This is a genomic window from Paracoccus albus (assembly GCF_027913035.1).
In the GTDB taxonomy this organism is placed as follows: Bacteria; Pseudomonadota; Alphaproteobacteria; order Rhodobacterales; family Rhodobacteraceae; genus Paracoccus; species Paracoccus albus.
This window is the reverse complement of the sequence record NZ_CP115775.1, coordinates 286641-311913: the sequence shown is the minus strand read 5'-3', so window position 1 is coordinate 311913 and position 25273 is coordinate 286641. Positions and strand designations below refer to the sequence as shown.

Genomic DNA, 25273 nt, shown 5'->3' with positions numbered 1-25273 from the left:
CAGATTTATGACCATGGATTATCTGAAATTTTATGATCCCCGAAAGACCATTCCCTTTAAAATTCGACATTTCATCGACGCTTCGACAGCACCAGAGGCAGGTGAAAACCTAGCGGGCATAGCCAATAATTGTGGTGGCAAAGGCGTCCTTGCGACGCATGAACCGGATTGCCGCGGTTGTTCTTGATAAGCAATTTGGCATGCTCAAGGATCCAGCTTTTGCCCAGTACTCGCCACTTACCTAGCAACTGTATCTTTCAGGGGTGTCTGTGCTCCCATTCCCGTCGGCTTTTGCACAGAGCATTGGCGATGATGACGAGCTTGCGCGCGACGGCCGTGACGATGACCTTGTGTGGTTTCCCGGCTTTACGGAGCCGATCAGCGAACGCTTTGAGTGTCGGGTTATGATGCGAGGCAACCAGCGCTGCCTGGAACATGACATGTCGTAGGGCGCGTCTACCACCGGCGATTGCGCGCTTGCCACGCAACGTTCCGCTGTCCTGCGCCACTGGTGCCAAACCGGTCAGGGCCGCAGCTTCTTCGCCGGTGAGAGCGCCGAGTTCGGGAAGTTCGGCGATCAGCGTTGAGCTGGCGACTGGTCCGATGCCGGGAACGGAACGAAGGATCCGCGCGGTGTCCGCGAGATGCCTGTAGCGCCCCAAAAGCTCTGAAATTCTGCTTTCCAACTCGGTGATCGCAACATCCAACCTCTCCTTCAACTCCACATCGATATCCTCGAACAGCTCTGCCGTTCCCGATTTCTGATGCGCCCGGATCTGCGCCAGAAGCCGCTTTCGCATCTCGACCACCTGTACCCGTCTGGTGGTCAAGGCCCTGAGAAGACGTAGATGTTCGGCGGGAAGTGTTCGTCCTGCCTCGGGTCTGAAGACCAAGAAGCGCGCTATGAGTTCGGCATCGATCCTGTCGGTCTTTGCTCGGGTTCCAAGGCTGCGCGCGAAGGCCTTGACCTGGGCCGGCGGCACTTGGCGGGCCTCGACGCCTGCATCCTGAAGATAGGACCAGAGCCGCCATTCCTGCCCACCCGTCGCTTCGAAACAGACGACGGCTCTCTGGTCGTGAGCGAGATCGGACACCGCGACATGGCCATTATCGGTATTGGGGATGCGATGACGCTGACCGTCCGGAAGGCAGTGAATATCGAGCCAGTCTCGGCTCACATCTATCCCGATGATCCGACCGTGTGTTACCTTCTCCATGCTCTCCTCCTTCTGATACGCGGTCCCACGAGGGCCGCTGGCAACTGTTCGAGACAATGAAGGAGAGGCGGTGCCGACAGGCTAAGAAGCGTGGCCATGCCACAAGGGTCAGACGTCGCGCACCACCCCGTCACGGGTCCTGGCCGGGACACGTGACGGGGTCACGCTAGCAGATCTACGATACAGAAGGGTCAGGATGCATAACCACGTGATGACGAGACAGGTCGCGCAGAATCCGGGCGGCGCTGTACCGGCACCTGCTCCGCCGAGAACCCCACAGCATCGTCGTGTCCAACAGCGGTGGCACCACGACACACTCCGCTGGTTTTATCGGTCATCGAAGGCAGATCGCATTAGCGACACACACTCGGACCAAAAGGTTGACGGAAAGAGAATCAGACAAACAGAAGTCCCGCAACCATCTGAATTTGCTGATGTTTGTGGTTAAATGGTGCCCGGAGGCGGATTCGAACCACCGACACGCGGATTTTCAATCCGCTGCTCTACCAACTGAGCTATCCGGGCACGTCAGCCTTGGCTGAGGTGGGGCGTATTTACGCAAGCCTCGCAGCGCTGTCCAGTGCGAAAACGTCATTCATCGTTTTCTGACGATGTCGGGTGGGCCTTGTCTCCTGGAATGACGTAGTCCCCCCGCAACCAATGGGCCAGATCCACATCCGCGCAGCGCTTTGAACAGAACGGACGATAGGCGGGATTGCTTGGTTTTTCACAGATCGGACAGCGCGACATCATGCCTCCTTTGCAAAAAGCGACAGCGGAATTCGATCCCTTTTGCGGCTGAGTTCGAAAAGACCCAACTGCGTCCACCCGGACAACGCCGTATCCGCGCCATCGGACCTGAAGGCCTTTTTCAGTTCCTGTTCAAGCGTTCCGCGCTCGCGTTTGGAAATCGGCGCAAAGTCGATGACGACCTGGCCGCCGAGGCCACGCAGGCGCAACTGTCGCGGCAACTCTCTGGCAAGGGCGATATTGGCCTTCAAAGCCGCCGCTGGCGAGGTATCGCGCCCGGTGTTCACATCTATTGCTACCAAGGCCCGCGTCGGCTCTATCTCAGCACGTGCGCCGCCCGGCAAAAGGACGGTCGTGTGCAACAAATCTGCAATCGCGTCCGCCACATGATCCGGAAGCGGTCCGTCCTGCCGCGGATCAGCGCCCTCGGCATCCGCCCAGTCCCGCCATGCAATATCGGCGGGCGCCGGGGCGTCGAGAAGAAGTTCGACGGGTCCGGTGTCATCATTTGAAATTGCGAGAGCCAGATCCAGAAGCTGGGCGATTTCATCTGCGACAACATCCTCGGCGGCGATGTCAGCCGCGCTGCGGATAATCAGGCCGCAGCTTCGGCCCGCCAGCAGCCCCTCGCCCAGCGATCTCAGTTCATCGCGTCGCTCGCTGTCACGGATGCTGCGCGACACGTTCACCCCCGGTCTATCCGGGGTTGCGATGCAGTAGCGCCCGCGAATCAGCAGGCGCGACGACAGCGGAATCGCCTTTCCCTCTTCCGCGACGCCGTTCACCTGCACAAGAAGCGTTTGCCCCTCTCTCAACCCGGAACGGTCCCGCAGATAGCCGCTTTCACCGTCGGGCAAGGTGACAAACACGCCGCCCTGCCCTTTCAGCAGCCGGTTAACCTTTCCACGAAGGATCGCGCCCGGCGCAAATGCAACGAGCGCGCCGGGATCGATTGCAAGTTCCTGCAGGCGACCATCAACGCAATATGCAGCCGCATCGCGCCCAAATATCTGACCAAGCAGAAGCTGGTTTCCCTTCATCCGATCATGCCCTTTCCGAAGGGGTGAGCCCTATCATACGCAACAGGGTCGCGGTTTCTGACAGCGGAAGGCCAACCACTGCGCTGAATGAACCCGACATCCAACTGACAAAAGCCCCCGCGCGACCTTGAATGCCGTATCCGCCCGCCTTGCCCTGCCATTCGTCACTGCGCAGGTAAGCTTCAATTTCTGAATTTTCCAGCGGTCGAAGTTTGACTGTGGTTTCGACCAGACGCTGCCAATACTGGCTGTCATATTTCAATGCGACAGCCGTCATGACCCGATGGCGCCGCCCGGCCAGAAGCGCCAGGAAGCTGCGCGCTTCGTCACGGTCGACGGGCTTGCCCAGAATGCGCCGCCCGGCGACGACAACCGTGTCAGCCGTCAGCACAGATTCGCCACGCGCTGCCGTTACAGCCGCGCATTTCTCTGTCGCCATCCTGCGAACATAATCTCGCGCGGCCTCCCCGCGCAGCGGTGTCTCGTCAATGTCGGCAGGCCGAACTTCGTCAGGGGCGAAGCCAATCTGGCCAAGTAGTTCCAGCCGCCGCGGGCTGGCAGAGCCGAGGACAAGTCGTGGTCGGTTGCTATTCATATCAATGCCGATCATTCAGATCGCATCGACCTATCCCGAAATGCGGACGGTGAAAACAGCCGCGACCCGCCGCGACGAATTAATCGTTTAGCGGAACCGATAGTTGATGCGGCCCTTCGTCAGGTCATATGTGTTCATTTCCACCTGAACTTTGTCGCCTGCGAGGACACGAATGCGGTTCTTCCGCATTTTTCCCGCCATATGCGCGATGATCTCATGGCCGTTCTCAAGCTCGACCCGGAATGTCGCATTAGGCAGGAGTTCCTTCACGACGCCGGGAAATTCGAGCATTTCTTCCTTGGCCATGGTCACTCCTTGATAGCTTGCCTGCGGGAGCCGCGGGCCGAGGTTAAATGCGACCAGACTGTTCATATTTCAAGTGCAAAAGCGCGGAAGCACCAATTTACACTTTTGGCGTGGCAAATGCAGCGCGTCGAAGGACAGGTCGGAAAGACCAGGGTTCTCGGAGTTTGCGCTTTGTACCGGTTCACCGGTCAGATGGCTTCATCCTGATCGCTGCCCACTTCATCGGGCCAGATGCCGCCCTCCTGACGAAATGCATCAGGTGAACTTATATCACAAAGGGGTGGTTCTTGTTCGGGCAGCGGCGTCATAAGGACATCATCGCCTTCAGCCTGGTCGGCAAAAACGTTTGCCTCGACCGATGGCGAAGCGGCTGCCGGCCGCGCGCCGACCAAGTCGCGCTCCGAGCTGCTAGGATCGGCATCAATAGACGTTTCACCGGGATCAGAGAGGCTTGGTTCGGCTGAGCCGGCCGCTTCCCCGCGAATCCGGATCGCCCTTTGTCCGTACATCTCACCCAGCTTACCGACCGCTAGACACAGGTTCGGGCGCGTTTCCAGCTGAGTCCTGCCCATTGCACCGGCCGGCAAGGAAATCGTTGTGCCGGCGCTCCACGACCGGATCTCATGAAGTTTGACCAACTTTCGGCAGAGGACAGCTTCCAACGCAACGGGTATGGCCTGCACTGCGCCATGAAGGCTTCTTTGCTGTTTAGCGGGTTCAACCCGGCTTGAATCTATATCAGGCGCTCGCACGCGCTCCTGCGCGTGTTCATCCACCCTGGCGGGCAGATACGCCAGAAAGCTCCCCTCTCTCACCCCACCTTCGCCCAATCGTATGTCCAGTTTAAAGCGGTCATAGTGTATGTCATCGCATATCAGCGCCAACGGGCGCGGATCTTCTACGAAGCTTGCATAGCGAAAGCGTCCGGGCGCAGATATGGCATTTACCTGGCCCAGTTCGTCAATCAGTTCGGACAAAGCTGTGTTAACAAAATCCGCGCAGAGTGATGCATCCGTTCGGGTCGGTCGCCGTTCTACAGGCGGGTGGGCGAACACGCGTCCTGTTGCCTGCGCCTCGATAATGGCGGCAAGAAGGCCTGGCGAAAGCGCGACGATGCCATGGGGTACTTCCTCTCCTTCGACGATCAGGACCAGCGAACGCTCTGGCAGCGTTTCGACGATCTCAGCGATCGTGTTGCGTCCGGTTGACGCCTGAATGGGAAAACTTGGCAGATCATAGCAACGCTGCGCTGCGCGGCCTATTGCGTTGGAAATAGCCCTTTCACGGGTCTGTTTGGGGCCGGTATCTGACCCTTCCTCTACCGCGCCTGCCGGGTTGGCACCCATCACATACATGGCAAGAAGCGCGCGCGTTCCACCTCCGCCCCGGCGTTCCTGCGCGCGGCCCGCTTTCCGCTTGGCCGAGTCTTCCTGTGTGTCCATGTGCCGCCCGCGTAATTCGTATCGGCCAACAGTTTGCACAGCAGAGGTTGATATTCAGTTTAGGCGGCTTCGTCAGGTTGCCCGAGGCTCGGAGGACGCAGCGGAAGTTCCAGCCTGAACGCGGCACCATCGTAGCCTGGCAGATAGGTGATGGCACCGCCCAATGCCGTCATCACCTCCCGAGAAATGGCAAGTCCCAGCCCCGCGCCCCCCGCACGAGAAGGATCGTTCAGGCGAGAGAATTTTTCGAACACAAGATCCTGCTTCTCTGCAGGAATGCCCGAACCGTTATCCATGACCGTGATTTGAACACTATGCGGCAACCTTCGCGCTCGGATCGTCAGAAGAGGCCGGGCGGCGTCGCAATACTTCCGGGCATTCGCAACAAGATTGATCAACACCTGCAACAAGCGATCAGCGTCGGTGATAAGCATGATCTGCTCGGCAGGGATATCGCGATCAACCCTCAACTCCTTCCCGCTATCCAGTGCAGAGCTGGCCTCTATGGCGCGGGAAATCAGGTCGTGCAAATTGAAGACAGTCGGCGACAGGCGCGCTTCGCCGCTTTCCAGAACTGACAGGTCAAGCAAATCGTCCAGCAGGCGCGTCAGTCGCGACGCCTCTTCGTGGATGATGCTAGCAAAGCGTTCACGTTCCTCCGTCGAAATGTCGGGCAGTTTCAACAGTTCTGAAAATGCCCGGACAGAGGTCATCGGCGTGCGTAGCTCATGACTGATCTGCCCCAGAAACGCGTCCTTCTGAACCGAAAGCGCGGTCAGTCGGTCGTTGGCTTCCTGCAACCGACGGGCGGTGCGCGCCAATTCATCCGAGTCGTCCTTAAGCTGCCGCGCGCGCTCTTTGGCACTATGGGCTTCGCTTGCGACGGCCATCAGTTCGGCCATCGTGGTCTGACGCTGACCCGCCACCTGTGCCAGCATGGCATGAGCGGTGGCCGTCCCCATCGCGCCTGCCAGACGCCGCTCAAGGCGGGACAGAAATCCTGAATTCACGTCCGGCAGGAACCCGGATTTACCCTGCCTGTCCGCTTCGGAGCGAAAGAACAAAAGCGCCTCATCCCCGCCCCAGACCCGACGCGTCAGCGCCAGCAATGCTTCGGCGCGCACCGCGCTTGCTGGCCGTATGGCAGATGTCGCGGCGGCTGCCTCTGGCGCGACCGCGTGGACAAAGGAAAGGCCCTGAACACGCTCCTGCGGGTCTGGCAGGGTCAGAAGCGAGACAACGGTGAACAGGGTTGCATTCAGGCCGAGAGATAAAAAAACGGCACCGGCAAGGGGGTCTATCGGCCCGAAATCAGGAACTCGGACAACTCCGAGCGACGGCAGGAAGACCCATACCATCCATAACGCCGCACCTGCACAAATACCCAGATATGCACCGATTCTGGTGCCGCCACGCCAGATCAGCCCGCCAAGCATGGCAGGCAGAAGCTGTGCCACACCGACAAAAGCAACCGTTCCCATTGCTGCAAGCGCCTGACCGCCGCCGATGGCCTGATAGCCCGCACCGGCACCAATCACCGCCAGAATAGCAATCCTGCGAGAGGCCAGCAGGGGACCCCGAATATCGGCGGGTGCGGCATCGGATGCGTCGATCCTGCGCAATGCCAGAAACACCGGAACCAGCCAATGGTTCGAGATCATGGTTGCCAGTGCAATCGCACTGATAATCACCATCGACGTGGCAGAGCTTAACCCTCCTAGAAAAACCAGCAGCGCCAGCTTATCGGCGCCCTGCGACAATGGCAGATGCAGAACATACAGGTCGGGTGAGGCATTTGCGGGCAGCAATTCCTTTCCGATCACAGCAATCGGCAGAACGAAAAGGGACATTGCCATAAGATAGGCCGGGAAGGCCCATGCGGCAGAGTTCAGCGGCGTTTCATCGGCAGGCTCGACAACAAGAACCTGAAACATCCGGGGCAGTGTCAGCACGGCGGCAGCGGAAATCGCGATCAGCGCGGTCCATCTGTCGGGGCGCAGCGCCCAGCCTGCGGCATCAGGCTGCGCTGCCCTTTCGGCAATTTTTGCCAGCACATCGGCCGGACCGCCTGCCAGCCCCCATATCACCCATGTGCCCAAGGCGATAAAGGCAATCAGCTTCACCACCGCCTCAACAGCGATTGCCATGACAACACCGTGATGACGTTCATCCGCGGCGACGTTACGCGTACCGAACAGGATGGCGAAAACCGCCAGACCCACGGCGACCCAGCTTTCCAGCGGGCCAGAGGGCATGTCCATCGCGCTGAAGGCCGCAAATGAAAGCGAAATGGACTGAAGTTGCAGCGCTAGGTACGGCGTTGCCGCGATCAGGGCGATCAACGTAATCAGCGCCGCCAGCGGGTTAGACTTTCCGAACCGGGCCGAAATCAGGTCTGCGACAGAGGTGACGCGATGCATCCGGGCGACGCGCACAAGCCTGCGAAGCCCCCACCAACTGCCCGCAAGCACAATTGTCGGGCCAAGATAGATCGTGACGAATTCCAGACCGGAACGGCTGGCGTAGCCGACAGCGCCATAGAAGGTCCATGCCGTACAATAGACCGACAGCGAAAGCGTGTAGACAAGCGGTTTGTCAGACCAACGCGTCCGCCCGCGAGAAGCGGCCCTGTCGGCCGCCCATGCGATAACAAACAGCAGCCCGACATAGAACAGAGCGACAAAGATGAGTGTATCAAAGCTCATCCGCCGCAGCCTCACGCGCAGCACGCCCCAGACGCACATGCAATGCCGCCGAGATGACAATCACGACCAGCCAAATGGAAAAGACGATCACCATTCCCGCCGCACCGGACAACAGGACCGGCAACAGCCAGATTGGCAGCAGCATGGCCAGAATCGTTACAATCGGCAGCAGACGAGCGGCGTCCTGCAGCCTGCGGCGCCGGTAGGCTGCACGTTCCAGAAAGATCGGGCGGTCACTGGGAAGGCTCATCCCTTGGCACCCAGAATTTCGTGCACCACCTGCCGCAACTCCGCATTGTCGAACGGTTTCGACAAGATCCTGTCGGCGGAACCGGCACTGATACCCCCGTTTCCGCCGGTGCCGCGTGCGGTTAGCAGAAGGACGGGCGTGTGAGAAACTTTTTTAACCTTGCGAAGGTCTTCCAGCACCTCCAGACCGGACCGCACCGGCAACATAACATCGAGGATAATCAGCCGGGGAAGATGCTGGCGTATCCGCGCCATTGCATCACCGCCTTCGGACCAATGCTCCACCCGCCAGCCATCGCGCGACAGAATAAACTGTATCGCCTCGGCGATGTTCGGCTCATCTTCAATGAGCAGGATATCAATTCCCGAAGACATAGCGGTCCCCCCAAGTCGGCGCAGATTAGGCACGGCTCGCATCGCCTTGTCAAAGCCGCCAGCAAAGCCAATCGTCATCTCTGAAGGATCGAAGCGACGCGGCGCCCGCGACATTCGGTGCGCGGACAGATACGACAGGTCGGTCCGACTGCGACGACCGTTGCGGCGTCCTGGGTGGTCGGGCGAAGCAGCATAGAGGCCTGACTTAGGACCGGGGCCGCAAGTGTATCCGCGGGCAAGCGTCGCGCGAAGGCAGTCGCGACGAAACGCTGCCCGGTTTCGGTCTCAACGACGCGTTCAATCGGATTGCCGGGCTGCGCAAGAGCCTCAAATATCGGCAGCATTGCACAGGGATCACCGGCACGGGATGCGCCCATTCCGCGGGCAGGACGGCGGAAAATGACACCGCCGGCCCCGTCGCAAACCATCAACCCCGATTCCGCCTCGAAAATACCAAGCCTGCGCAGAACCAGGTCAATTGGCTGGTTGACCATCAGCGCTAGCTCAAACGGATTGTCCCCTGCCCAGTCTCGCAAAACTGAATCGGGCAGCGCTTGACGATCCGCTTCTTCAAGCCCAAGCCAATTGGTTGCCAGTTCTTTTGCGGCATCGGTTGCAAGGCCACCATCTGGACGACCATCGGCAATCCACGCCTCAAACTCCTCTTGAGGGGGCAGCAGCGCTGCATCCTGCTCGAAGCTTTCCAGATAGGCGACAAGAGATTGCGCGGTTACTGAAAGGCGTTTGCTGTCCTCGTCCAGATTGCCATGAAAGCGCCCGCGCCAATCGGGTTGCATGTCCGGCTCTTGCACAAGAATCGACGCGGTCGAACGAAGCGACGTAACGGCCGACAGAACCTCGTGCAGCGTGTCCAACAAGTATGGATTGCGGGTCATTCGGTCGGACAGGCCAGCCAGTCGCCGTTCCAGAGCATCAACCCGCTGCGACTGCGCGACAATCAGCGCCGACCAACCCGGCGTCCGTGTTGCCAGCTCTGCCATACGCTCTGTTTCGACAACCACGCCAGATGGTGCAGTCGCGGCGGCCACACGCAGCCCGGCCAGCAGCGATTCTTCGCGGCCGGACTCCAGCTCCTCCTCCGTTGCGCCAAGAACCTGCGCCAGTCGGGCCCGGACATCCGCCGTCAGATTGCGCCGGTCATGCTCGATCAGGTTCAGATAGGCCGGTGAAATGCCCGCCTCATGCGCGACCTCGGCCTGAGCGCGACCCTGAGCCAACCGCATTTGGCGGATGCGCGTGCCGGCTGACAGTCTGGCGGTTTGTGATTTCTGGCTCATCATTTACAAATGAAACCAAGCAAGAGAATCACGCAAGTGTTTGCATGATCTTCCATTTTACAAAAGGCGGCCAAATTTACAGGCTGATGCCCTTACGCCCGGCAAGATCAGTGAAGAATTGCCACGCCACGCGACCTGAGCGCGCACCCCGCGTCGCCTGCCATTCAATGGCTTCCGAGCGCAGGGCGTCGTCGTCAATCTCCAGCCCGTAGGCATCGCAATAGCCGCGGATCATCTGCAGATATTCATCCTGAGCACAAGGATGAAAGCCCAGCCAGAGCCCGAAACGGTCGGACAAGGACACCTTTTCCTCAACTGCTTCGCCCGGATGAATCGCGGTTGAACGTTCATTGTCGATCATATCGCGCGGCATCAGGTGACGCCTGTTCGATGTCGCGTAAAGGATCACATTATCCGGTCGCCCCGACAGCCCGCCATCCAGCACCGCCTTCAGCGACTTATACTGAGTATCGTCGTGACTGAATGACAGATCATCCGCGAAAAGCAAAAAGCGCTGACCCTTTGCCTTGCCAAGCACAGCCAGCAGGCGGCCAACACTGTCGAGATCCTCGCGCGCGATTTCCACCAGCACAAGCGGCAGGCCCTGCGCGCGTGCCTCGGCATGGACAGCCTTGACGAGCGAGGATTTACCCATCCCGCGTGCACCCCACAGAAGGGCGTTGTTGGCCGCATGGCCCCGCGCGAATTGCAAGGTGTTCGCCAGCAGAGTGTCGCGCGATCGGTCTATTGCAACCAGCTGCGACAGCTCCACCCTGTTGACCTTCGTCACGGCTTCCAGACGGTCCGGATTGGTGTGCCAGACATAAGCATCAGCCTCGGCAAAGCTGGGGTCCGGTTCTGGTGCCGGGGCAAGGCGTTCCAACGCCTCGGCAATGCGTGTCAGCGTGTCGTCATTCATCTTCTACGGGCAACCCCTGGGCGCGAAGCTCTTCGTTGCGGCGGCGTTCGATGCGGCGCACCAGCTGGATCGAGACCTCGTAAAGGCCGTAGACGACGGTAAACAGAACCACCTGACTGATGACATCGGGCGGCGTGACAACGGCAGACAGCAGCAGGATCAGCAAGATCGCATATTTGCGCATGCTGCCCAGACCTTCGGAGGACACCAGCCCGGCTTTGCCAAGCAACGTCAAGGCGACCGGCAGCTGGAAGGAAAGCCCAAAGGCCAGAATAAACTTCGTCGTCAGCGCCAGATATTCACTGACAGAGCCCTGAAACACGATCCCCGCCATAGCGGTTGATGCGACTTCACTGGCTTCCGGATCGTCGGGCAACGCAAGCGGTCCCTGCTGGAAGCCAAGGAAGAAGTCGTACGCCATCGGAAGAATTATGTAATACGCAAATGCAGCGCCGAGAAAAAACATCGCCGGCGACGCGATGAGAAATGGCAGGAAAGCCTGCTTTTCGCTGCGATACAGACCCGGCGCGACAAAGCGCCAAAGCTGATAGGCGATGATTGGAAAGGCCAGAATGAAGCCGCCGAAAAAGCTGATCTGAATGGCAACAAAGAACCCCTCCTGCAGCTTCAGCAGGATAAGGCCGCATTCCTGGCCGCGCCCTTCAAGCGCCGAACAGATCGGACGGGTCAGGAAATTGTAGACAGGGTTCCAGACCGCATAGCAAAGAACCATAGCGATCACGAAAGCCAGAACCGACCAGATCAAACGGGTGCGAAGCTCGGCCAAATGCTCAATCAGCGGGGCAGAGCTGTCATCTATGTCGTCCCGTTTGTCGGTCTTCGCATTCACCTTAGGCGTCCTTTGACTCACTGCGCCGGACGGCGTGCAGGCGACGCTGGCCGGAAGGCTCTTCCTGTTTTGGGGGTAGCGCGTCTGTTGCCGACTGCGCCGAGGCCGGGCTTTGCCCCTCTGCCGGGGCCTTGCCGGTTGCCGCGGGATCAGGTTGTGCGGAAGCACGCGACGACGGGATTTTCGGGTCCCATTTTTCGAACCTGTCAGCCGCGCGATCAAGCGCATCAACACCAAGCGAGCGTTTCGATGTCAGGCTGCGAACGTCCTTAAGTGATTTCGTCGCCTCATCGAGCCCCGAATCACGCGCCGCATCCTCCATCGCCGACGAAAATTCCCGGGCCATGGACCTGACCTTGCCGGTGATCCGGCCGAGCGCACGAAACATATGCGGCAAGTCGCGCGGACCGATCACGATCAGCGCGACGACGCCAATGAGCAAAAGCTCGCTCCAGCCGATATCCAACACGCGGCAACCTCACCCCGTTTAAGACAGCGCATCGCGCTGAAATGGCCTCAAAGCCGGTTCTGATCTTCCGGGGTTACGTCGCGCAGTTTTTCGTCACGACGGGCCTCTTCGCGCTTCAGATCATCTGAAAGCTCATGTCCGGAGCTTTCAACCTCTTCGCTGCCTTCCTTGACGCCCTTCTTGAACGAACTGATCCCTTTGCCGACTTCGCCCATCAGCGAGGACACCTTTCCGCGCCCGAACAGGACAAGCACGACAACGGCGATAAGCAGAAGGCCAGGAAGACCGATATTATTCAGCATGTCTTAATCCCTCCTCGGGCAGGATCGCCCGATGACGCAATACATCTAGGGTGTCTGTTGGGGTTTTGCAAAGCGAAGTTTCGGTTGCATGCGATGCATCACAGCCCGTGAAGTTATGTCGAATTCCATGCGCCGCCCCCCAGACCCACGGGAAATCCATCATCAACACGGAAGTGCCGGAACATGACGGCTCTGGGCCGACCTGCCCCCCCAATCGCGGCGTTCACAAACAATTGCAGAACTTCGTCGCGCCTTGGATCCGGGATCCAGAGATGCTGCGTCTTGGCAGCGAACGAATGGTGGGCCATAAGCGAGGCATGGATATGGCCTCGATCATCACTGCTTTCGTTACACTTTTCGTGGTCATTGACCCTGTCGGGCTGGCACCGCTTTTTATCGCGCTGACACCGGGTATGACCGATGCGCAACGGCTGCGTATCGGCTGGCGCGCGACGATCATTGCCGCGATCCTGCTGACCATGTTCGGGCTGGCCGGCGAAAAGATTCTTGAGTTCGTCGGGATTTCACTGTCGGCCTTCCGCATCGCTGGCGGGATTTTGCTGTTCCTGACCGCCCTCGACATGCTTTTTGAGCGCAGGACCGAGCGGCGAGAAGGGCAATCGGCCGATGAAGATCATGACCCCTCGGTCTTTCCGCTTGCCACCCCGCTGCTTGCCGGACCGGGTGCATTAGCGACCATGATCCTGCTGGTCGGGCAAGAGCCCGGCGCGGTCCACGCCCTGATCATCCATATCGTCATGTTTTCCGTCCTCGGGCTTTGCATGCTGTTTTTCTTTCTAGCAGGCCCGCTGTCGCGCTTGCTGGGCAGAACGGGCACCATGGTCGTCACCCGACTGCTGGGGATGCTTCTGGCCGCGCTCTCTGTGCAATTCATCATCGATGGGCTGCGCGGCACGGGGCTTTATTCATGAATGACAATTGGCCACGGATTGCATATTTCGTGTTGCTGCTGCTAGCGCTCGGCGGCTATCTGATCACCGAGATGCGGAATGATTTCAGCAAATCCATCCGGCAAATGCTGGCGTGGGGCCTTATTTTCCTTGCGCTGATCGCGGGCTTTGGGCTTTGGGACGATATTCGCAGCCATGTCGCCCCGCCGCAGATTGTCGATGGCAACCGTATCGAACTGCCTATGGCCAGTGACGGGCATTTCTATATTGATCTGCGGTTGAACGGCACCGAAATCCCGTTCATGGTCGATACAGGCGCAAGCGATATTGCGCTGCGCCAAGCCGATGCAGAGCGTGCCGGGATTGATGTCGACACGCTCAGATTCGTAGGCTTCGCTTCCACCGCCAATGGGACCGTATCGACCGCGCCGGTCACGATCGGGCTGGTTGAGATTGGTAATATCAGCGATCAGGATGTCAGCGCCGACGTCGTTCAGGGCGATCTGGATATTTCTTTGCTGGGTATGACCTATCTGCGCCGGTTTGCGCGGGTCGGGTTCGAAGGCGAAACGATGGTGCTGGAGCGATAGGCGCTCAGCGCTTCTTTTCCCATCGTCCACCGGCCTCTGACCAGTATTCAGCCGCAATTCCCGCCGCTGACAGACTGCGCCATTGTTCGCGGGCTCGATCTAATGCAGCCGAGTCATTCCCGTCAAATACGATGCATACGCGCGTCACGGCAGCCGCCTCTGCGGCAGCGACTTCCGCACCGTCTATGGCCATGACACATTGCGGGCCATTGGCAGCGGGCGGGCTGTCTGCCTGTCGCAGCAGAACCGGCTGCCTTTCGTCATGCGCCCCGCCCGCCATGCCATGCGGCAGAAAGCCGTCACCCATCCACATGGCCGTATCAAGCGCCTCAAGCCTCGCCATATCCTGTCCGCGCACTTCCACCCGCCAGCCTGCACCCATCGCCTTGCCGATAAGCTGCGGCAACAGCGTTTCAGCGTTTGAGCGCGTCAGGTGATAGAACAAGGCATTGCCCATAAGGCCAGCTTACCCCTCAAAATTGTCGCGGATCAGCCGGTTCAGCGTCATGACGCCCCAGCCCGAAGCGCCTTTGGGTGCCAGATCCGACCCGCCGGGTGGCAGTGCCACACCGGCAATGTCGATATGCGCCCAAGCCTGCTCCTCGCGAATGAAGCGCTGCAGGAACTGCGCCGCCGTGATGGACCCCGCCGCACGTCCGCCCGTGTTCTTGATATCGGCAAGGCGGCTGTCGATAAGCTTGTCATAGGAAGGGCCAAGCGGCAGACGCCAGGCACCCTCGCCCTCTGCCTTGGCTGCGTCCAGCAACTGGGCAGCAAGCTTATCATCGTTGGCGAAAATGCCCGCATTGTCATGACCAAGGGCAATAATCACCGCGCCCGTCAGTGTCGCGAGATCAACCACGGCCTTGGGTTCGAATTGCGTCTGCGCATACCAGAGCACATCGGCCAGCACCAAGCGCCCTTCCGCATCCGTATTGATGACCTCAATCGTGTCACCCTTCATCGAGCGGACGATATCGCCCGGACGTTGGGCCGCACCGTCGGGCATGTTTTCCACCAGCCCGACCAGACCGACCACATTGGCCTTCGCCCGGCGCAAGGCAAGCGCGCGCATCGTGCCTGCGACAACGCCCGCGCCGCCCATATCCATCGTCATTTCTTCCATACCGGCGGACGGCTTGATGGAGATGCCGCCGGTATCAAAAACGACCCCTTTGCCGACAAGCGCGACCGGCGCCTCATCTGCGTCGCCGCCATTCCATCGCATCACAACGACCTTGGAGGGCGAGACAGACCCCTGCCCGACCGCCAGCAAAGCGCGCATCCCTAGTTTTTCGAGCCGATCTTCTTCAAGCACCTCAACATCCAGACCAATCGCCTCCATCGCCTTCAGCCGGAGCGCGAAGTCGCTGGTGGTCAGGATATTCGCCGGCTCATTTACCAGATCGCGGGTGAAAAAGACCCCTTCCGCAACGGCCGCATTGTCGACGGAAACCTTCGCCAGCTCCTCTGGCTTGGCACACATGAAAGTAACCTTTGCGCGTGCGGGATCGCTATCGGTTTCTTCGGTTTCAGCCGGACGGGCTGCCTCGGCCCCTGCGGCATCATTCAGCACAGCATCACGCGCGTTTCGGCCCTGAACGGATTGCGGCAGGCGTTCTGTATCGCCGTCAGGCGCATCCGAATCTTTTTTCTGTGTCTTGTAGGTCGAAAAATCATAGCCGCGCAGCGCAAGACCGAGTGCGATCTCGGACGACCTCGGATGGTTCCCTGCAATAACCAGAACCTCACCGGAACCGAGTGCGGCACCGATACTCGCGCCCGCCTTGCGCGCATCGCCCACGCCAGCTTTGCGGGGCAGCTTCACAAGCATGATCGATTCGGCTTCCCATCCGGCCGGCCATGCTATGGTGATTGCATCACCGGCCTTCAGCTTCTGAAAATCACGTGATCCGGCGCCACGGGCAATCGCGTTTCTTGCGCTGCGAGGCAGCTTTGCAGGAAGCTTTGCACCCTCGTCCAGAACCATCGCAATTCGGCCCTTGCGGTCGGTCAGGCCTTCGGTTGCTGTCTCTGTAAACTGAATCTCAACCGGATGGGTCATGCAATGCGCTCCTGTTTATGCCGGCTCGAAACCTATCGCTGCATCAACTGATTGACCAGATGAAGATAGGATCGTCGGGCTTTCCCAATTGCGCAGCAAGGGCTAATCAGGGTCGAACCGCAGGAACCAAACATGACCCGCATCGACCGATACATCCTGAAGATGATGCTGATTTTTTTCGGCTTCTTCGCGCTTGTGCTGGTGGCGGTGTACTGGGTGAACCGGGCCGTATCACTGTTCGAAACATTGATAGGCGACGGCCAGACCGCGCTTGTGGTGCTGGAATTCACGATCCTGACCCTGCCGCTTGTCATCTCTGTCGTTCTGCCTGTCGCGGCATTTGCCGCCACCGCCTACGGGACCAATCGTATGTCCGGCGAATCCGAACTTGTCGCGATGCAGGCATCCGGGCTGTCACCCTGGCGTCTTGCCCGGCCGGTTCTGGTCTTCGGTCTGATGGTCGGCTTGATGGTGGCGGTTCTGGTTCATGCCCTTGTCCCATTGGCGCGCGCACGGCTAGCCGACCGGCAAGAGCAGATTGCAGAGAATGTGACGGCGCAGTTCCTTAATCCGGGGGTTTTCCAATATCCAGTCAGCGGCATCACCCTTTTCATCCGCGAGATCTCACCGATCGGAGAGCTTGAGGGTATCTTTCTGGAAGACGCCCGCGAACCCGATTCCGCGGTTTCTTACAGTGCCGAAAAAGCGCTGATCGTCAGGTCCGAGACCGGGCCTAAGCTGATCATGATGGATGGCATGATCCAGGCGCTTCAATCGTTAGGCGAGACGCCGCGCATTTCCGTGACCCGGTTCGAGGATATGGCCTATGACCTCGGCGGTTTGATCGGCGGTTCCGGCAGCAGCGGGCGCGATTTGCGAGACTATTCGACCCTGCGCCTTTTATCACCTGATGAGACATTGCTAAACGCAACCGGGGCCAAAGCTGATCGCGCCCGGTTGGAGGCACATGAGCGTATCGCCCAGCCGCTTCTGTCGCCCGTCGCAGCGATGCTCGGGTTCGCGGCGCTTCTGGTCGGCGGGTTTTCCCGTTTCGGGGTGTGGCGGCAGATCGCTTGGGCCGTGGTGGCGTTGATCTTTGTGCAGTTACTGACGAACTGGGCCTCCAATCAGGCGGGTGACGACGCATCCAAATGGCCGCTGGTTTACCTGCCATCCGCCGCTGGCAGCCTGATCTGTGTTGTCCTTCTGTGGCTGGCGGCGCGACCACGGCGGCCCCGCCATCAGGCGGAGGAGGCAACGTGATCCTTGCCCGCTATTTTGCGCTGCGTTATCTGCGCGCATTCCTGCTGCTGGCGGGTGTATTTCTGGCCATTCTGCTGCTGATCGACATGGTGGAACAGATCCGGCGTTTTTCCGACGATGGCATTACACTTGGCGGGGCGGCTCGACTATCAGCGCTGTCTGTTGCGGGCAGCTTCTACGACATATTGCCGTTGGTGGGCTTGCTGGCAGGCATTATGCTGTTTCTTGCTTTGTCGCGAACATCGGAGATGGTGGCCATTCGTGCGTCTGGCCGGTCTGCACTGTCCAGCGTGGCCGCTCCGGCCTTCATGGCAGCCCTGATCGGTACCTTTGCCGTGGCAGTCCTGAACCCGATGGTCGCCGCAACTGAATCGCACTATTCTGCAGCGGTCGCGCGAATTGAATCCGGCACGTCGCAAACCGTCAGCCTCAGCGAGGATGCCGTCTGGTTGCGACAGGCCATCGGTGGCGAGGGTGGCCAGATGATGATCCGCGCCGCGCGAACCAGCCCGGATGCGACACGGCTTTATGATGCGAGCTTTATTATCTACGAGCCGGAGATTGGCCCTGCCACCCGGATCGAGGCAAAAGAGGCAATCCTGACCGAGGGCAACTGGCAACTGTCCGATGTGAAGCAATGGTCGCTGGAGGACCCGAACCCCGAAGCGAGCGCCAGCCGGACCGATAGCCTTAACCTGCCCACCGAGCTGACCGCCGATCGCATCAGGGACGGATTTGGCAGCCCTCAAGCGGTCCCGATCTGGGAGTTGCCAAACTATATTGCCGGGCTTGAACGCGCCGGCTTCTCTGCCCTTCGGCACCGTGTCTGGCTGCAAATGGAGCTTGCGCTGCCCCTTACACTGGCAGCAATGGTCATGATTGCATCAGTCTTCACAATCCGGCATTTGCGGGGCCGAAAGACGGGTGGATTGGTCATGGCTGCCTTTACCGCGGGGTTGGGCCTGTTCTTCTTACGCAGCATGGCGCAGATTCTGGGCGACAGCGCGGGCCTTGCCCCGGCATTTGCCGGCTGGGCGCCGCCTGTCATCGCGCTTTTATTTGCCGTTGGCGCCCTATTGCAGCTTGAGGACGGATGATGAACCGCCTGATAATCGCAGCCATCTGCCTTGCGGCTGAACCAGCCCTTGCTCAGGAACTGTCCGGCACACCCTGGTGGATGGATGATCCCGCCTATGACGGTGCTGACGGCCCGGCACTTGCGCCCACCAAAGAAAGCGACACCAACGCGCCCTATGCCGATGGAACAGAGCTGAGCAGGCTGACACGAACTGTCAGCAACCGGCCGAAAAATGTGACGATCAGTGGCGACGAAGGCTTGGCCGATGGCGAATCCGCGACTCTCTTGGCGGATTACATCACATTGTCGGGTGACAGAACGCTGACCGCATCGGGCGGCGTCGTCGTGTGGTATCAGGGCGCGCGGCTGGTTGCCGATCAGGTCCGATACGATGGCAGCACTGGCGAAATGACCATCACCGGGCCGATCCACCTGACCAGGCCGGCGCTTGCCGGGACAGAAGACGACGCGATCCTGATCGCGGATCAGGCCCAGCTGAGTCAGGACTTACGCGAGGGTATGTTACGGGGTGCCCGCATGGTTCTTGCGCGTGAGATGCAGCTTGCGGCGACCGAGGTTACGCTAACGGGCGATGGACGGTTTACGACGCTCAACCATGTTGTGGCGTCGTCCTGCCGTATCTGCGCAGATGACCCGGTGCCTCTGTGGGAAATACGCGCCCGTCAGATCGTGCATGACGATCAGGAAAACATTCTGATCTTCGACAACCCGCAACTTCGTGCATTCGGCCTTCCCATCGCCGCATGGCCGGGGCGTGTGACAGCGCCCGACCCGACAGTGGACCGAATGTCAGGTTTTCTGCGCCCTCAATTCCGGACGACCTCCAAACTGGGTTTTGGGGTTATGGTGCCCTATTTCAAAACACTCGGGGATCACGCCGATCTGACGATCACGCCGTATATCTCTGCCTCCTATACGCAAACGCTCATGCTGCGCTATCGTCAGGCATTCTGGAACGGCGCGATGGAGTGGAACGGGGCGATCACGCGTGACGATATCCGCGACGGGGAAACGCGCGGCTATCTGTTTGGCGCGGCACAATGGGAATTGCCGCGCGGCTATCGGCTGGGCATGCAGGTTCAGCTTGCTTCAGACGAAGGCTATCTGCTGGACTACGATATTTCCGACGCGGATCGGTTGTGGAGCGGCCTGACCCTCGACAGGGTTACAGCCGACAAGCTGGTCTGGGCACGCATCGGGAACTATCATTCCTTGCGCGATGACGAGGATAACTCCACCTCTCCGGCGCAGGTCGCGGATCTGATGTGGGTGCAACGCTGGCGTGCAGGGGGCGGTGTCGCTGAACTGGAATGGTCGACGCATGCACGCCGACGCCCATCTGGCGATGACGAAATCGGACGAGACATGGCGCGCAGCTCGCTGGCACTGGACTGGCAGCGCACCCAGATTCTGGGCGGCGGACTCGTCGCGACCGGGGCAGCCGGGGTGACCGCCGATTTCTACACTATTCGCGACGATGAACGCTTTGACGATACTGCCACGCGCGTAACCCCGTGGCTTTCGACAGAGCTTCGTTTTCCAATGACCGGCAGCGACGGCTATGCGTCCTATGTTCTGGAACCCGTCGCACAGCTCGTCTGGTCGCCAAAGCGGAACCAGGACGACATTCCAAATGAAGACAGCCGTCAGGTCGAGTTTGACGAGGGGAATCTTTTTTCCCTGTCGCGCTATCCCGGCTGGGATGTGCAGGAAACCGGTCTGCGGGCGAATGTCGGCGTCACCTGGACCCGGTTCGATCCGACGGGCTGGTCGCTGGCACTTGCAGCAGGGCGCGTTTTCCGCGACGGCGATGTCTCTGACGATGATGTCACACCATTGATTCAGCGCGGATCAAGCTCTGACTGGTTGATTGCCGGTCACTATGCCAACAATTCGGGACTGACGATCGCCAATCGCGCCCTGCTTGACGACAATCTCGACATCACGCGCGACGAATTGCGCGTGGGCTGGCTGCGTCCTGGCCTGCAGTTCAGCCTTGGCTATCTGTGGATGGAGGCCGATCGTTTCGAGGATCGGACCAAGGATCTGTCAGAGTTGACAGGTGAGGTCGGCTGGCAGGTGGCAGAGGGCTGGTGGGCAAGCGCGCATGGCCGCTATGATCTCGAGGAAAGTGCCGCGCAGAAAGCCGGGTTCGGTGTGGCCTATCGTAATGAGTGCATAAGCGTCGAACTGGCGGCCTCTCGCCGTTTCACCGATACGGCAGAGGTTGACCCGGATACCGACATCGACCTGTCGATCCGGCTGGGCGGGTTCGGGCGTGCACCCGAAGGCAAGGGCACGGTGGCGCGGCGCAACTGCTTGCGCTAGATTGACGGCAAATCAACAGGGGGCATGGGTTCATGCGGCAGTTTCTTCTTTCCGTTGCGCTTGCGGCGACTTTGACCGGACCGGCAGCAATCCCGGTTGCGGCGCAGGATTTCTCGCCTGCCATCTATGTGAACAACTCTGTTGTCACCCGTTACGAAATTCAACAGCGGCAACGCTTTATGCAAGTCCTGAACGCGCCCGCAGCGACTGAGGCAGAAGTGGAAAAGGTCCTGATCGAGGATCGCCTGCGCGTTGCGGCCGCAGATCAGCTTGGGGTCGAGGTCAGTGATCAGGGTCTTGAAGAGGGGCTGTCAGAGTTTGCCGGTCGTGCCGGGCTGACGACTGGCGAATTCATTCAGGTTCTGGAACGCAACGGGATCGACCCTCAGGCCTATCGCGACTTCGTCAAGGCTGGCGTCGCGTGGAGAGAGGTCGTGCGCCGCCGGATCGTGCCAACGGTCAGCGTGTCGGATGCAGAGGTCGATCAGGCCCTGAAACGGATCGTCGAAACGCCGCTGATTACGCAGGTCCTGCTGTCCGAACTGATCATCCCTGCCCCGCCGGGTCAGGAAGACGCCGCCATGGCGCGTGCCGAACAAATCCGGGCGAGCGTTCAATCCGAAGGCGGCTTTGCCGAGGCAGCGCGCCAGTATTCGGCCACGCCGTCGCGCGCACGTGGCGGCAGGCTGGATTGGATGCAGGTCGACAATATGCCGCCAAGCCTGCGGCAGATCATCCTTGCCCTTCAGCCCGGTCAGATGACACCACCCCTTTCGGTGGAAGGCGCCGTGGTCATGTTCTATCTGCGCGATACGCAGGGTCAGCTGCGCCCCGGTGCGAACGAACAGCAGATCGACTACATGACCGTGACCTTTGGCGATATGGCGAATGCACAGAATGCGGCCGCGAAGGCGCGGTCCTGTGATGAGCTTTACGTTTTCGCGAACGGATTGCCCGATCAGCAGGTGCAGCGCATGAATGCCAGCCAGGGCGCGATCCCGGATTACATCGGCATCCGCCTCGCCTCTATGGACAATAATGAGGCGACCGTCGTGGATCGTGGTGGTGCCGGTGAAGTACTCATGCTTTGTGATCGCCGCCCGGCGCTGCTGTCCGGTCTGGACGCCGGGCCTGTCGCCACGGCAACCGCAGATGGTGAAACGGTTACTGAAGCCGATCCGAACGCAATCCCCGAGCGCGAATCGGTGCGAGAGCAGATCTTCAATCGCAAGATCACCACTGCCGCCGATGCCTATCTGGCGGAACTCATGGCGGACGCGGTTATTCGGCGGAACTGATTTGCAACGCCCGGTCATCGTCACCTGTGGGGAGCCCGCCGGGATAGGGCCGGAACTCGCGCCTTTGATGCTGGCTGCTGGCGTCCCGATGGTTTGGCTGGGCGATCCTCGCCATCTGCCGGAAGGTTGCAAATGGGCCGAGGTCACTGATTTCAGCGATTTGCCGCAAGGCACGCTGCCCGTCCTTCGTCATGATTTTGCAGCGCCGGCAACGCCTGGGCGTGCAGATACGGCAAATGCGCAAGGCGTGATCGACGTGATCGCACGAGCGGTCGCACTGGCAGCGGATGGACAGGTTTCGGCTATCTGCACTTTGCCGATCAACAAGAAGGCGCTGAAGGATGGCGCGTCCTTCCCCTATCCAGGGCATACCGAATATCTCGCGCATTTGGCTGGCGGCGCTGATGTCGTGATGATGCTGGCCTCGACAAATGTTCAACCGCCGTGCCGCGTCGTCCCAGCGACAATCCACATTCCCCTTTCTGAAGTCCCGCATGCGCTGACGCCAAAGGTGCTTGAGGACGCGATCAGGATCACCCATGCGGGCATGATCCGTGACTTCGGCATTGCTGCACCAAGGATTGCGGTCGCAGGCGTTAACCCTCATGCGGGTGAGGGTGGCGCAATGGGGCAAGAGGAAATCGGCTGGATTGCGGGTCTTCTTGATCAGCTGCGGGATGACGGGTTGAACCTCTCAGGGCCTCTGCCTGCCGACACCATGTTTCACGCCCCTGCCCGCAGCCGCTACGATGCGGCGGTCTGTGCCTATCACGATCAGGCTCTGATCCCGATCAAGACATTGGATTTCGCCGGTGGGGTCAACGTCACGCTTGGCCTGCCCTTTATCCGCACCTCGCCCGACCACGGGACAGCCTTTGACATTGCAGGGCAAGGTCGCGCGGACGCCGCCAGTGCCATTGCTGCGCTGCGCATGGCCTGGGAGATGGCGCAGAAGCGGGGCATCGCATGAGCACGATTGACGGGTTGCCCCCGCTGCGCGAGGTGATTTCGGCGCATGATCTCCGCGCGAAGAAAAACCTTGGCCAGAACTTTCTGCTCGACCTTAATCTGACGGCCAAGATTGCACGTCAGGCCGGCGATCTTGCCAATAGCGACATACTGGAGATCGGTCCGGGTCCCGGCGGGCTGACGCGCGGCCTTCTTGCCGAAGGCGCCCGACATGTTCTTGCCATCGAAAAGGATGAACGCGCCCTGCCTGCCTTGGCCGAAATCGGCGCGGCCTATCCGGACCGCCTGACAGTCCTGCACGGCGATGCACTGCAAATTGATCCGCTGGCGCACCTGACTCCGCCGATTCGTGTCGCGGCAAATCTGCCCTATAATATCGGCACCGAACTACTCATCCGTTGGCTTACCCCAAAGCAATGGCCGCCCTTCTGGGACAGCCTGACGCTGATGTTCCAGAAAGAAGTGGCAGAGCGGATCGTGGCGAAGCCCGGCAGCAAAGCCTATGGGCGGCTGGCGCTGTTGGCGCAATGGCGGGCTGACGCCCGGATCGTCATGACGCTGCCGCCAGAAGCATTCGTTCCGCCGCCGAAAATTCACTCGGCTGTCGTCCATCTGACCGCTCTGGCTCAGCCGCGCTATCCTGCCGATCCGGCGATCCTGTCACAACTGACGGCGGCCGCATTCAACCAGCGACGCAAGATGTTGCGCGCTTCGCTTCGCGGGCTACATCCAGAGATGGAGGACATGCTGGGTCAGGCGGGCATCCCACCGACCGCGCGGGCAGAAGAGATTGATCTGGAACATTTCTGCATGCTCGCCCGGTTGCTTCAACAGGCGCGGCAAAACGGTGCCGGCGTCTGACGCGCATTGTCGCAATCGCTGCACGGATTTATTCGCGATCCTTTGGATAGCGCGCCTTGACCGGAAATGGGGGTAGCCAGGCCTCGCGTCGGGTTGTCCAGCATTCATACTGCGGAATGAAGGCATCCGGCTCATCCACCGCACCCAGATGAAACTCGAACTCCGCCCCGGTGACGGCAAAGACGGAGGAGCCACAATTGGCGCAGAAATGGCGGCCCATATAGTCCTGCGTTGCGCCCGAAACCTTTACTGAATCACGTTCATAAATGGCTGCCGCGTAGAAAATCGCGCCGTGATGCTTGCGGCAGTCGCGGCAGTGACAGATGCCAATCCGAAGAGGCTGACCAGTCGCCGCGATACGCACCCGACCGCAGAGGCAGCCACCTGTGACAGTTTCCATTGCGGTATCCTTCTGCACCATTTCACGTCTGACCCTTGATAGTACCTGAAAAAGTAAGGCGGGCCGCTTTCGTGACCCGCCTTACCTCTTCAAAGTCTTGAACGATCAACCCTGCTCGGCGCTGTCAGGCGCGGCTGTATCGTCTGTCGCTTCTGTCGCAGTCTTGCGACGCGAACGGGGTGCTGCCGACGGGTTGCGTGGGGCACGGGTCCGGCGCGGCGGCGTCTTTTCCTCCGGCGTCTCCACCCTGGCCTCGCCGCTTTCGGCGTCTGTGCTTACCGCGTCAGGAAGCGCTGCGGACTGACGACGCGAGTTGCGCGGCGCGCGGGTGGGCTGCGTCTGCTCAACCGTTGGGGCCTCTGCTGCCGCCTGTTCGGCGGGCTGCGGGGCGGCAGGGGCGTCAGGCTGATCGCGACGCTCTGGCTGAGCCTCGGCGCGGGGCTGTTCGTTGCCATCATTCCGCGGCGCGTTGCCATCGCGGTTATCCTCGCCAGTCCGGTGCTGATGGTCATCGCCGCGACCATTTTGCTGCTGGTTCTGGTGATGCTGCTGTTGCTGCTGCTGGCGTTCTGCCTGTTCTCTCTGCGCCTCGCCCAGCATCCTTGTGTAATGCTCGGCATGTTGCAGAAAGGCCTGCTCTGCCACGCGATCATTGGACAGCTGGGCGTCACGCGCCAGTGCAAGGTATTTGTCAATGATCTGCTGAGGGGTACCGCGAACTTTGCCCTCGGGACCCGAAGAATCAAATACGCGGTTTACGACATTACCGAGTGAACGCTGACGGTTCGACTTCGAGCGCGAACGGGATTTCGATGATCTCATTAGCCTGACTTTATCCAGTGGTCTGGAATTACTTCTCGCCCGCGACAACCTGCTCTTGCCCGAGGTGCGGTTTCTCCGCCTGAAGGCTTCAGCAATGTCGTGGCTGGTCAGTGCGGTGGACTGCTGTCCGCCAACACCTGCGCCGCAATA

At 60.0% G+C, this 25273-nt stretch carries 27 protein-coding genes and 1 tRNA gene; 9 read left to right on the top strand and 19 right to left on the bottom strand.

The annotated features are described in order from the left end of the window. Positions 1–13: 13 nt before the first annotated feature. Positions 14–187, top strand: coding sequence for a hypothetical protein (locus tag PAF20_RS01605; RefSeq protein ID WP_271072013.1), 174 nt, complete (start codon positions 14–16; stop codon positions 185–187). Positions 188–257: 70 nt separating this feature from the next. On the opposite strand, the gene PAF20_RS01600 is transcribed toward PAF20_RS01605, so the two are convergent. The 15 genes from PAF20_RS01600 to PAF20_RS01530 all read right to left on the bottom strand — a co-directional run bounded on the left by PAF20_RS01600 (position 258) and on the right by PAF20_RS01530 (position 12517). Further along, complete coding sequence (locus PAF20_RS01600; RefSeq protein ID WP_271071052.1) at positions 258–1217, bottom strand: IS110 family RNA-guided transposase; 960 nt, start codon at positions 1215–1217, stop codon at positions 258–260. Between the two features lie 449 nt (positions 1218–1666). Then, a tRNA-Phe gene (locus PAF20_RS01595) sits at positions 1667–1742 on the bottom strand. 66 nt (positions 1743–1808) lie between these two features. After that, on the bottom strand, positions 1809–1967 hold the full coding sequence (locus PAF20_RS01590; protein WP_271072012.1) for a DNA gyrase inhibitor YacG: 159 nt from the start codon (positions 1965–1967) through the stop codon (positions 1809–1811). Then, positions 1967–3007: a ribonuclease E/G gene (locus tag PAF20_RS01585; protein ID WP_271072011.1), complete on the bottom strand. Its 1041-nt coding sequence runs from the start codon at positions 3005–3007 to the stop codon at positions 1967–1969. Before PAF20_RS01585 ends, PAF20_RS01590 begins: the two co-directional genes overlap by 1 nt. Before the next feature lie 4 nt (positions 3008–3011). Beyond that, positions 3012–3602 (bottom strand): Maf family protein, encoded by a 591-nt coding sequence (locus tag PAF20_RS01580; protein ID WP_271072010.1) that lies wholly within the window; start codon positions 3600–3602, stop codon positions 3012–3014. Positions 3603–3689: 87 nt separating this feature from the next. Then, positions 3690–3908 carry a translation initiation factor IF-1 gene (infA, locus tag PAF20_RS01575; protein ID WP_271072009.1) on the bottom strand — a complete coding sequence of 73 codons (219 nt, stop codon included), beginning with the start codon at positions 3906–3908 and terminating at the stop codon, positions 3690–3692. A gap of 188 nt (positions 3909–4096) precedes the next feature. Continuing rightward, entirely contained in the window at positions 4097–5350 is a 1254-nt protein-coding gene (locus tag PAF20_RS01570) for a FliM/FliN family flagellar motor switch protein (RefSeq protein WP_271072008.1), read from the bottom strand. Between the two features lie 59 nt (positions 5351–5409). Next, positions 5410–8055 carry a sensor histidine kinase gene (locus tag PAF20_RS01565; protein ID WP_271072007.1) on the bottom strand — a complete coding sequence of 882 codons (2646 nt, stop codon included), beginning with the start codon at positions 8053–8055 and terminating at the stop codon, positions 5410–5412. Beyond that, on the bottom strand, positions 8045–8305 hold the full coding sequence (locus PAF20_RS01560) for a hypothetical protein (RefSeq protein ID WP_271072006.1): 261 nt from the start codon (positions 8303–8305) through the stop codon (positions 8045–8047). The genes PAF20_RS01565 and PAF20_RS01560 overlap by 11 nt, the downstream gene beginning before the upstream one ends. Then, the gene (locus tag PAF20_RS01555) at positions 8302–8679 is read right to left on the bottom strand and encodes a response regulator transcription factor (protein WP_271072005.1); all 378 of its coding nucleotides are present in this window, start codon (positions 8677–8679) and stop codon (positions 8302–8304) included. Before PAF20_RS01555 ends, PAF20_RS01560 begins: the two co-directional genes overlap by 4 nt. A 74-nt stretch (positions 8680–8753) precedes the next feature. Further along, positions 8754–9977: a helix-turn-helix transcriptional regulator gene (locus tag PAF20_RS01550; protein WP_271072004.1), complete on the bottom strand. Its 1224-nt coding sequence runs from the start codon at positions 9975–9977 to the stop codon at positions 8754–8756. A 76-nt stretch (positions 9978–10053) separates the two neighbouring features. Beyond that, on the bottom strand, positions 10054–10896 hold the full coding sequence (locus PAF20_RS01545; protein WP_271072003.1) for an ATP-binding protein: 843 nt from the start codon (positions 10894–10896) through the stop codon (positions 10054–10056). Then, entirely contained in the window at positions 10889–11746 is an 858-nt protein-coding gene (gene tatC / locus PAF20_RS01540) for a twin-arginine translocase subunit TatC (RefSeq protein WP_271072002.1), read from the bottom strand. Before tatC ends, PAF20_RS01545 begins: the two co-directional genes overlap by 8 nt. Before the next feature lies 1 nt (position 11747). After that, positions 11748–12215 carry a Sec-independent protein translocase protein TatB gene (gene tatB, locus PAF20_RS01535; RefSeq protein ID WP_271072001.1) on the bottom strand — a complete coding sequence of 156 codons (468 nt, stop codon included), beginning with the start codon at positions 12213–12215 and terminating at the stop codon, positions 11748–11750. Between the two features lie 47 nt (positions 12216–12262). Further along, positions 12263–12517 (bottom strand): twin-arginine translocase TatA/TatE family subunit, encoded by a 255-nt coding sequence (locus tag PAF20_RS01530; protein WP_271072000.1) that lies wholly within the window; start codon positions 12515–12517, stop codon positions 12263–12265. A gap of 317 nt (positions 12518–12834) precedes the next feature. Between PAF20_RS01530 and PAF20_RS01525 the strand changes: the two genes are divergently transcribed. Next, positions 12835–13449: a MarC family protein gene (locus PAF20_RS01525; RefSeq protein WP_271073228.1), complete on the top strand. Its 615-nt coding sequence runs from the start codon at positions 12835–12837 to the stop codon at positions 13447–13449. Beyond that, positions 13446–14018 (top strand): retropepsin-like aspartic protease family protein, encoded by a 573-nt coding sequence (locus PAF20_RS01520; RefSeq protein WP_271071999.1) that lies wholly within the window; start codon positions 13446–13448, stop codon positions 14016–14018. Before PAF20_RS01525 ends, PAF20_RS01520 begins: the two co-directional genes overlap by 4 nt. A 4-nt stretch (positions 14019–14022) precedes the next feature. Here the strand turns inward: PAF20_RS01520 and PAF20_RS01515 are convergent, their stop codons facing one another. After that, entirely contained in the window at positions 14023–14475 is a 453-nt protein-coding gene (locus PAF20_RS01515; protein ID WP_271071998.1) for a DNA polymerase III subunit chi, read from the bottom strand. Between the two features lie 9 nt (positions 14476–14484). After that, positions 14485–16083: a leucyl aminopeptidase gene (locus tag PAF20_RS01510; protein ID WP_271071997.1), complete on the bottom strand. Its 1599-nt coding sequence runs from the start codon at positions 16081–16083 to the stop codon at positions 14485–14487. A gap of 132 nt (positions 16084–16215) precedes the next feature. On the opposite strand from PAF20_RS01510, the gene lptF reads away from it, so the two are divergent. From lptF to rsmA, 6 genes are read left to right on the top strand one after another with little or no spacing between them, the layout of a single operon-like run. Continuing rightward, a complete protein-coding gene (lptF, locus tag PAF20_RS01505) occupies positions 16216–17346 on the top strand; it encodes an LPS export ABC transporter permease LptF (protein ID WP_271071996.1) in 1131 nt (376 codons plus the stop codon). Next, a complete protein-coding gene (gene lptG, locus PAF20_RS01500; RefSeq protein ID WP_271071995.1) occupies positions 17343–18443 on the top strand; it encodes an LPS export ABC transporter permease LptG in 1101 nt (366 codons plus the stop codon). Before lptF ends, lptG begins: the two co-directional genes overlap by 4 nt. Then, the gene (locus tag PAF20_RS01495; protein ID WP_271071994.1) at positions 18443–20773 is read left to right on the top strand and encodes an LPS-assembly protein LptD; all 2331 of its coding nucleotides are present in this window, start codon (positions 18443–18445) and stop codon (positions 20771–20773) included. The genes lptG and PAF20_RS01495 overlap by 1 nt, the downstream gene beginning before the upstream one ends. Before the next feature lie 32 nt (positions 20774–20805). Then, positions 20806–22071 (top strand): peptidylprolyl isomerase, encoded by a 1266-nt coding sequence (locus PAF20_RS01490; protein ID WP_271071993.1) that lies wholly within the window; start codon positions 20806–20808, stop codon positions 22069–22071. A gap of 1 nt (position 22072) precedes the next feature. Beyond that, a complete protein-coding gene (gene pdxA, locus PAF20_RS01485; protein ID WP_271071992.1) occupies positions 22073–23041 on the top strand; it encodes a 4-hydroxythreonine-4-phosphate dehydrogenase PdxA in 969 nt (322 codons plus the stop codon). After that, positions 23038–23901, top strand: a complete 864-nt coding sequence (gene rsmA / locus PAF20_RS01480; RefSeq protein WP_271071991.1) for a 16S rRNA (adenine(1518)-N(6)/adenine(1519)-N(6))-dimethyltransferase RsmA — start codon at positions 23038–23040, stop codon at positions 23899–23901. The genes pdxA and rsmA overlap by 4 nt, the downstream gene beginning before the upstream one ends. Before the next feature lie 28 nt (positions 23902–23929). Here the strand turns inward: rsmA and PAF20_RS01475 are convergent, their stop codons facing one another. Both PAF20_RS01475 and PAF20_RS01470 read right to left on the bottom strand, forming a co-directional pair. Next, positions 23930–24301 carry a GFA family protein gene (locus PAF20_RS01475; RefSeq protein ID WP_271071990.1) on the bottom strand — a complete coding sequence of 124 codons (372 nt, stop codon included), beginning with the start codon at positions 24299–24301 and terminating at the stop codon, positions 23930–23932. 105 nt (positions 24302–24406) lie between these two features. Beyond that, a complete protein-coding gene (locus tag PAF20_RS01470) occupies positions 24407–25123 on the bottom strand; it encodes a DUF4167 domain-containing protein (protein WP_271071989.1) in 717 nt (238 codons plus the stop codon). Positions 25124–25273: the final 150 nt, after the last annotated feature.

What these genes read in the sequence shown, in the direction of transcription:
- PAF20_RS01605 (WP_271072013.1), top strand. Translation starts at nt 14, where the DNA reads ATGGATTATCTGAAATTTTATGATCCCCGAAAGACCATTCCCTTTAAA.
- PAF20_RS01600 (WP_271071052.1), bottom strand. Translation starts at nt 1,217, where the DNA reads ATGGAGAAGGTAACACACGGTCGGATCATCGGGATAGATGTGAGCCGA.
- PAF20_RS01590 (WP_271072012.1), bottom strand. Translation starts at nt 1,967, where the DNA reads ATGTCGCGCTGTCCGATCTGTGAAAAACCAAGCAATCCCGCCTATCGT.
- PAF20_RS01585 (WP_271072011.1), bottom strand. Translation starts at nt 3,007, where the DNA reads ATGAAGGGAAACCAGCTTCTGCTTGGTCAGATATTTGGGCGCGATGCG.
- PAF20_RS01580 (WP_271072010.1), bottom strand. Translation starts at nt 3,602, where the DNA reads ATGAATAGCAACCGACCACGACTTGTCCTCGGCTCTGCCAGCCCGCGG.
- infA (WP_271072009.1), bottom strand. Translation starts at nt 3,908, where the DNA reads ATGGCCAAGGAAGAAATGCTCGAATTTCCCGGCGTCGTGAAGGAACTC.
- PAF20_RS01570 (WP_271072008.1), bottom strand. Translation starts at nt 5,350, where the DNA reads ATGGACACACAGGAAGACTCGGCCAAGCGGAAAGCGGGCCGCGCGCAG.
- PAF20_RS01565 (WP_271072007.1), bottom strand. Translation starts at nt 8,055, where the DNA reads ATGAGCTTTGATACACTCATCTTTGTCGCTCTGTTCTATGTCGGGCTG.
- PAF20_RS01560 (WP_271072006.1), bottom strand. Translation starts at nt 8,305, where the DNA reads ATGAGCCTTCCCAGTGACCGCCCGATCTTTCTGGAACGTGCAGCCTAC.
- PAF20_RS01555 (WP_271072005.1), bottom strand. Translation starts at nt 8,679, where the DNA reads ATGTCTTCGGGAATTGATATCCTGCTCATTGAAGATGAGCCGAACATC.
- PAF20_RS01550 (WP_271072004.1), bottom strand. Translation starts at nt 9,977, where the DNA reads ATGAGCCAGAAATCACAAACCGCCAGACTGTCAGCCGGCACGCGCATC.
- PAF20_RS01545 (WP_271072003.1), bottom strand. Translation starts at nt 10,896, where the DNA reads ATGAATGACGACACGCTGACACGCATTGCCGAGGCGTTGGAACGCCTT.
- PAF20_RS01530 (WP_271072000.1), bottom strand. Translation starts at nt 12,517, where the DNA reads ATGCTGAATAATATCGGTCTTCCTGGCCTTCTGCTTATCGCCGTTGTC.
- PAF20_RS01525 (WP_271073228.1), top strand. Translation starts at nt 12,835, where the DNA reads ATGGATATGGCCTCGATCATCACTGCTTTCGTTACACTTTTCGTGGTC.
- PAF20_RS01520 (WP_271071999.1), top strand. Translation starts at nt 13,446, where the DNA reads ATGAATGACAATTGGCCACGGATTGCATATTTCGTGTTGCTGCTGCTA.
- PAF20_RS01515 (WP_271071998.1), bottom strand. Translation starts at nt 14,475, where the DNA reads ATGGGCAATGCCTTGTTCTATCACCTGACGCGCTCAAACGCTGAAACG.
- PAF20_RS01510 (WP_271071997.1), bottom strand. Translation starts at nt 16,083, where the DNA reads ATGACCCATCCGGTTGAGATTCAGTTTACAGAGACAGCAACCGAAGGC.
- lptF (WP_271071996.1), top strand. Translation starts at nt 16,216, where the DNA reads ATGACCCGCATCGACCGATACATCCTGAAGATGATGCTGATTTTTTTC.
- PAF20_RS01495 (WP_271071994.1), top strand. Translation starts at nt 18,443, where the DNA reads ATGAACCGCCTGATAATCGCAGCCATCTGCCTTGCGGCTGAACCAGCC.
- PAF20_RS01490 (WP_271071993.1), top strand. Translation starts at nt 20,806, where the DNA reads ATGCGGCAGTTTCTTCTTTCCGTTGCGCTTGCGGCGACTTTGACCGGA.
- rsmA (WP_271071991.1), top strand. Translation starts at nt 23,038, where the DNA reads ATGAGCACGATTGACGGGTTGCCCCCGCTGCGCGAGGTGATTTCGGCG.
- PAF20_RS01475 (WP_271071990.1), bottom strand. Translation starts at nt 24,301, where the DNA reads ATGGAAACTGTCACAGGTGGCTGCCTCTGCGGTCGGGTGCGTATCGCG.
- PAF20_RS01470 (WP_271071989.1), bottom strand. Translation starts at nt 25,123, where the DNA reads ATGAGATCATCGAAATCCCGTTCGCGCTCGAAGTCGAACCGTCAGCGT.